This window comes from Streptomyces alkaliphilus (assembly GCF_014141535.1).
Taxonomy (GTDB): domain Bacteria; phylum Actinomycetota; class Actinomycetes; order Streptomycetales; family Streptomycetaceae; genus Streptomyces; species Streptomyces alkaliphilus.
Genome location: NZ_VKHT01000179.1, coordinates 1 through 6,703 on the forward strand (window position 1 = coordinate 1; position 6,703 = coordinate 6,703).

A 6,703-nucleotide genomic window follows, 5' to 3' on the forward strand; every position below is an offset into this window, starting at 1 on the left:
GCCCCGAAGGGACCCCGTGCGCCTGCTCGCCTTCGAGGCGCTGCGCGCGGTGGACGAGCGCGACGCCTACGCCAACCTGGTGCTGCCGCCCCTGCTGGCCCGCGCCCGGCGTTCCGAGGGGCTGGACGACCGCGACGCCGCGCTGGCGACCGAACTGGTCTACGGCACCCTCCGCCGCCAGGGCACCTACGACGCCGTCATCGGGGCCTGTGCCGACCGACCGCTGCGGGAGATCGACCCGCCCGTGCTGGACGTCCTGTCCCTGGGGGCCCATCAACTGCTCGGCACCCGGATCCCCCGGCACGCGGCCGTCAGCAGCGCCGTCGAACTCGCCCGGGTGGCGCTGGGCAACGGCCCCGCCGGTTTCGTCAACGCGGTCCTGCGCCGGATCTCGGAGCGGGATTTCGAGGCGTGGATCGACCACCTCGCCCCCTCCGGGGACCGCGACGCGGAGGAGTACCTGGCGTTGCGGTACGCCCACCCCCGCTGGGTGGTCTCCGCCCTGTGGGACGCGCTGGAGCCCGGTGGCGACCGCACGGACCGGGAGGGCATCGAGAAGCTCCTGGCCGCCGACAACCAACGCCCCGAGGTCACCCTCGTCGCCCGACCGGGACGGGCCGAACCCGGGGAACTCCTCGTCGACGGCGCCCTTCCCGGGCACTGGTCCCCCCACGCGGTGCGCCTGACGGAGGGGGGCGACCCCGGGGCGCTGCCCGCCGTCCGCGAGGGCCGTGCCGGGGTGCAGGACGAGGGGAGTCAGTTGGTCGCGGCGGCACTGGCCGCCACCCCGCTGGAGGGCGCCGACGCCCGCTGGCTGGACGGCTGCGCGGGGCCCGGGGGCAAGGCGGCACTCCTGGCGGCCATCGCGGCCGGTCGGGGAGCCTCCCTGCTGGCAGTCGAACGCCGTCCGCACCGGGCCCGATTGGTCGCCGGGGCCCTGGAGGGCTCGCCCGGCGATCACCTGACCGTCGCCGCCGACACCACCCGTCCCGCCTGGCGGCCCGCCTCCTTCGACCGGGTCCTGGTGGACGTGCCCTGCACCGGGCTCGGAGCCCTGCGCCGTCGACCCGAGGCACGCTGGCGTCGCCGCCCGGAGGACCTGGAGCGCTTCGCTCCCCTCCAGCGGGCCCTGCTGCGGGAGGCGCTGCGTGCCGCCCGCCCCGGTGGTGTGGTCGCCTACGCCACCTGTTCCCCCCATCCGGCGGAGACCCGCGCGGTGGTCGAGGACGTGCTGGCGGGCGCCGGCACCGGACCGGCCGGGGCCCCGGCCGCCGAGTGGATCGACGCCCGCCCCTCGATGCCCGGCGTCCCGCACCTCGGCGACGGCCCGGACGTGCAGTTGTGGCCCCACCTGCACGGCACCGACGCCATGTACCTGGCACTGCTGCGCCGCCTCCCCTGAGGCGACCGCCGGCCGCGAACCGTTCGGGCCCCGGGCCGCCCCGGACGGGCCGGGGTGTCCGATACTGGTCGCATGGCGCAGATCAATCCCAGCATCCTGTCGGCCGACTTCGCCCGCCTCGCCGAGGAGGCCCGGGCGGTGGAGGGTGCCGACTGGCTCCACGTGGATGTCATGGACAACCACTTCGTACCCAACCTGACGCTGGGCCTGCCCGTCGTCGAGTCGCTGCTGCGGGCCACGGACACCCCGCTCGACTGCCACCTCATGATCGAGGATCCCGACCGTTGGGCCCCCCGCTACGCGGAGGTGGGCGCCGGGTCGGTGACCTTCCACATCGAGGCCGCCGCGGCCCCGGTGCGACTGGCCCGGGAGATCCGGGCGCAGGGGGCCCGCGCCTCCATGGCGTTGCGTCCGGCCACCCCCGTGGAGCCGTACGAGGACCTGCTCCCCGAACTCGACATGCTGCTGATCATGACGGTCGAGCCCGGCTTCGGCGGCCAGGCTTTCCTGGACCTCACCCTGCCCAAGATCCGTCGTGCCCGGAGGCTGATCGAGCGCCACGGCCTGGACCTGTGGCTCCAGGTGGACGGTGGGGTCTCCGAGGAGACCATCGAGCGCTGCGCGGAGGCGGGTGCCGACGTCTTCGTCGCCGGGTCCGCGGTCTACGGGGCGCAGGACCCCGCCGCCGCGGTGAAGTCCCTGCGGGCCCGGGCCGAGGGCGTGGCGCCCACCCCGGGGGAGTAGGGGTCGGCCGGACGCCGCCGTGTCCCGGCCCCCACGGGTGACCCCTGCGGTGGTGTTCAACCCCGCGCTGCCCGCCGGCCGGCACCCGTCCACCCGCCGTTCCGCGCACGCCGGTCCGGGGGACCCCGCACCTGTTTCCCTCCGGATGCACCGGCCACGGGTGGCGCCGGCGACCCGTCGGATCTGGGAGGATGAACGTCCCGGGGGACGGGTGGGAGTCGAGCCGGAAGGACAGTGAGGTGAGCGCGGTGCCGGCCGGAAGGTCAGCCACACGAATGGGACCGGCCGAGCTGATGCAGGCGGCGGCCATGGCCCGCCGTTTCTATCTGGAGGGGAAATCCAAGATCCAGATCGCGGACGAGTTCGGGGTCAGCCGCTTCAAGGTGGCCCGGGTGCTCGAGTCCGCGGTCGAGCACGATCTGGTCCGCATCGAGATCCGCATCCCCGCCGAACTGGACGCCGATCGCTCCGACGCGCTGCGGGCCCGCTTCGGCCTGCGTCACGTGGTGGTCACCGAATCGCCGGCCGACGCCCCGGACGACACCCCCGACCCCGAGAACCTCGGGGAGGTGGCGGCCGAACTGCTGGGGGAGTTGGTCACCGAGGGAGACGTGCTCGGCCTGGCCTGGGGACGATCGACCATCCACATGGCCGCCGCGCTGGAGAGCCTGGAGCCGTGCACCGTCGTGCAGCTCACGGGGGTCTACGACGCCGGTACCGCCGAGCGCGGGTCGGTGGAGGCGGTTCGCCGGGCGGCGACCGTGTCGGGGGGCGAGGCGCACCCCATCTACGCCCCGATGCTCCTGCCCGACGCGCAGACCGCCGCCGCGTTGCGGCGGCAGACCGGCATCGCGAGAGCCTTCGAGTACTTCGACAAGGTCACCATCGCGGCGGTCTCCATCGGATCCTGGGAACCGGGGATCTCCACGGTGCACGACATGCTCTCCGAGCAGGAGCGTGCCCACTACGCCTCGCTCGGGGTCGCCGCCGAGATGTCCGCGCACCTCTTCGACACCGAGGGCCGGCGGGTCGGCCGGGACCTGGGGGAGCGGTGCATCACCGTCGAGGCCGACCGGCTCCGACGCATTCCCGAGGTGGTCGCCATCGCCGGTGGCCGGCGCAAGGCCCCGGCCATCGCGGCGGTGCTCCGTTCGGGCCTGGTGACCAGTCTGGTGACGGACACCGCCGCCGCCGACGAACTGATGGTGGCGGACCCCGGCTCCCGCCCGGCCCGCGAACGCGTCGATCCCGACGTCGACTGAGCCCCGCAGGCGGGTCTTTCCCGGCGTTCCGGAGCGGGTGCGGTGCCCGCCGGCCGACGGGCACCGCCGGGAATCGGCCATAATGAAGCAGGAGCCGCAGCCGGTCTCCCACCCGCAACCCGTCCCATCGCAGGTGAGAGAGCCGCCATGAGATTCCTCCACGATGCCCGCCCGCCGTACGACCTGACCTACGACGATGTGTTCATGGTCCCCTCCCGGTCCTCCGTCGGATCCCGGATGGGGGTGGACCTGACCACCCGCGACGGCACGGGCACCACCATCCCGCTCGTGGTGGCCAACATGACCGCCGTCGCCGGTCGCCGGATGGCCGAGACGGTGGCCCGTCGGGGCGGCCTGGTGGTGATCCCCCAGGACATCCCGATCGACGTGGTCACCGAGGTCATCGGGTGGGTCAAGCAGCGGCACCCGGTCCTGGACACCCCCATCACGCTGGCCCCCGGGCAGACCGTCGCCGACGCCATCTCCCTGCTGCCCAAGCGGGCCCACCACGCCGGTGTGGTGGTCGAGGACGGCAGGCCGATCGGGGTGGTGACCGACGCCGATCTGACCGGAGTGGACCGCTTCACCCGACTGACCGAGGTGATGTCCCGCGACCTGCTGCTCCTGGACGCCGACCTGGAACCGCGCGAGCTCTTCAACCGCCTGGACGCCGCCCACCGCAAGCTGGCGCCGGCGGTGGACGCCGACGGTCGTCTGGTGGGCATCATCACCCGTCGCGGCGCGTTGCGCGCCACCCTCTACGCGCCCGCCACCGACGAGCGGGGCGGCCTGCGGGTCGCCGCCGCGGTGGGGGTCAACGGGGACGTGGCCGGTCGGGCGGCCGCGCTGCTGAAGGCCGGCGCCGACACCCTGGTCGTGGACACCGCCCACGGGCACCAGGAGTCGATGATCTCCGCCCTGCGCGCCGTGCGCTCCCTGGATCCGCGGGTGCCGGTGGTGGCGGGGAACGTGGTCTCCGCGGAGGGCGTGCGCGACCTGGTCGAGGCGGGCGCGGACATCGTCAAGGTGGGGGTGGGGCCGGGCGCCATGTGCACCACCCGCATGATGACGGGCGTGGGGCGCCCGCAGTTCTCCGCCGTGCTGGAGTGTGCCGAACAGGCCCGCCGGATGGGGCGCCACGTCTGGGCCGACGGCGGCGTCCGTCACCCCCGTGACGTGGCCATGGCTCTCGCGGCCGGCGCCTCCAACGTCATGATCGGCTCCTGGTTCGCGGGCACCCACGAGTCCCCCGGTGACCTCCAGCAGGCGGCCGACGGCCGGTGGTACAAGGAGAGCTTCGGCATGGCCTCGGCACGGGCGGTCCGCAACCGCACCGCCGACGACTCGCCCTACGACCGGGCGCGCAAGGCGCTCTTCGAGGAGGGCATCTCCACCTCCCGGATGTTCCTGGACCCCGCCCGGCCCGGCGTGGAGGACCTCATCGACTCCATCGTGGCGGGGGTGCGCTCGGCCTGCACCTACGCCGGCGCGGCCTCCCTGGAGGAGTTCGCCGAGCGGGCCGTGATCGGGGTGCAGAGCGCCTCCGGCTTCGCCGAGGGCAAGCCGCTGCACGTCAGCTGGGGGTGACGGCCCCCGGCCCCCGGGGCGGCGGAGGCGCCGGCCCGGGGGCCGCGGGAGGCGGGAGGTGGAGAGGCGGGAACGCGGGAACGCGTGGTGTACTGCCCGGGTGCGACACGACGAGGTTCCCGCCACCGCGGATGATCCGACCCGACCCGGCCCCGGGGCGTCCCCGATCGGCCTGGACCCCCTGGACGAACGGATCGTGCGGGCCCTGGCCGAGGACGCCCGCCGGGCGTACGCCGACATCGGCGCCGAGGTGGGGCTCTCGGCCCCCGCCGTCAAGCGCCGCGTGGACCGGCTGCGCGCCCGCGGCGCCATCACCGGCTTCACGGTCCGGATCGACCCCGCGGTGATGGGACGCGGCACCGAGGGACTGATCGAGCTGTACTGCCGCTCGCGCACCGCGCCGGCCGACATCCGTCGTGCCCTGGCCCGTTACCCGGAGGTGGCCTCGGCCTCCACGGTCACCGGCGAGGCGGACGCCGTGGTGCAGGTCTTCGCCTCGGACATGCGGCACTTCGAGCGGGTGTTGGAACGCATCGCCGGGGAGGATTTCGTGGAGCGGACGAAGTCCGTGCTGGTGCTCTCACCCCTGTTGCGCCGGCACGCCCCGGACCTCCCCGCCTGACCGTCCCGATCCGCGGTTTCCCCGGGTCTGCCGGCGGGATCCGGTTCCGCGCAACGAAACGCCGACGGAGACCGGGAAAACGCAACGAAAACCGCCCGGACGCGCAATCGGCGCTTCTTGTCGCCCCCGGACGGGGCCCGTTAGCGTCGTAGGTGTTCCCGGCCGTGCCCCGGCCGGTCACCGGCCCGTGCCGGTGAACCGCCCCGTCCACCGGTCGTTCGCCCGAGGTGCCATGTCCCGCTCTCCAGGCCCCGCCGTGTCCCCCCGGACCCCTCGGCCCGTCCTGCGCCTGGCCCTCGCCCAGGGACCGGCCGGCCTGCCCGCCTCCCGGGAAGCGGCCCTGACCGCCCTGGACTCCGCCGCGGAACGGGCCGCCGCCGGTGGGGCCGCCCTCCTGGTCGGATCCGAACTGTCGCTGACCGGATACGTCCTGGGTGACCGCGTCCCCGACCTCGCGGAGCCCGCCGACGGGCCCACCGATCGCGCGGTGGCGCGGATCGCCGCCCGGCACGGCGTGGCGATCGCACACGGTCGACCGGAGCTCTCCGGGGAGGGGATTCACAACACCGTCCGACTGACCGGTCCCGACGGCGTGACCCTCGCGGAGTACCGCAAGACGCACCTGTACGGCGAGTGGGAGCGGAAGGTCTTCGTGCCCGGCGACCGCCCGGTGGTCGCGGCGGAGCTGAACGGCCTCCGGGTCGGTCTGCTGATCTGCTACGACGTGGAGTTTCCCGAGGCCGTGCGGGCCCACGCGCTGGCCGGCACCGAACTCCTGTTGGTGCCCACCGCGCTGATGGCCCCCCACGCCTTCGTGGCCCGACATCTGGTGCCCGTGCGGGCGGCGGAGAACGGGATGTACGTCGCCTACGCCAATCGTTGCGGCGCGGAGGGCGACCTCCGGTTCACCGGTCTGAGCTGCCTGGCCGCTCCCGACGGGAGCGTTCCGGCCCGGGCGGGGGAGGGGGAGGAACTGTTGTTCGCGGAGGTCGATCCGCAGGCGCCGGCGGCGGCCCGTCGGATCACCCCGTACCTGGAGGATCGCCGTCCCGACCTCTACGGCCACGATCCGGCCCCCTCCACGGC

6 protein-coding genes are annotated in these 6,703 nt (G+C 74.4%); all 6 read left to right on the top strand.

From position 1 onward, the window contains the following. Positions 1–1,402, top strand: a 1,402-nt coding sequence (locus FNQ90_RS08440; protein ID WP_182605798.1) for an RsmB/NOP family class I SAM-dependent RNA methyltransferase, incomplete at its 5' end; no start/stop codon positions are given. Positions 1,403–1,474: 72 nt separating this feature from the next. Then, entirely contained in the window at positions 1,475–2,146 is a 672-nt protein-coding gene (rpe, locus tag FNQ90_RS08445; protein WP_182605802.1) for a ribulose-phosphate 3-epimerase, read from the top strand. Positions 2,147–2,337: 191 nt separating this feature from the next. Beyond that, on the top strand, positions 2,338–3,408 hold the full coding sequence (locus tag FNQ90_RS08450; RefSeq protein WP_182605799.1) for a sugar-binding transcriptional regulator: 1,071 nt from the start codon (positions 2,338–2,340) through the stop codon (positions 3,406–3,408). Between the two features lie 147 nt (positions 3,409–3,555). Beyond that, entirely contained in the window at positions 3,556–4,995 is a 1,440-nt protein-coding gene (locus FNQ90_RS08455) for a GuaB1 family IMP dehydrogenase-related protein (RefSeq protein ID WP_182605800.1), read from the top strand. A 166-nt stretch (positions 4,996–5,161) separates the two neighbouring features. Further along, on the top strand, positions 5,162–5,617 hold the full coding sequence (locus FNQ90_RS08460) for an Lrp/AsnC family transcriptional regulator (RefSeq protein ID WP_182605803.1): 456 nt from the start codon (positions 5,162–5,164) through the stop codon (positions 5,615–5,617). Between the two features lie 232 nt (positions 5,618–5,849). After that, positions 5,850–6,703, top strand: an 854-nt coding sequence (locus FNQ90_RS08465) for a carbon-nitrogen hydrolase family protein (RefSeq protein WP_182605801.1), incomplete at its 3' end; no start/stop codon positions are given.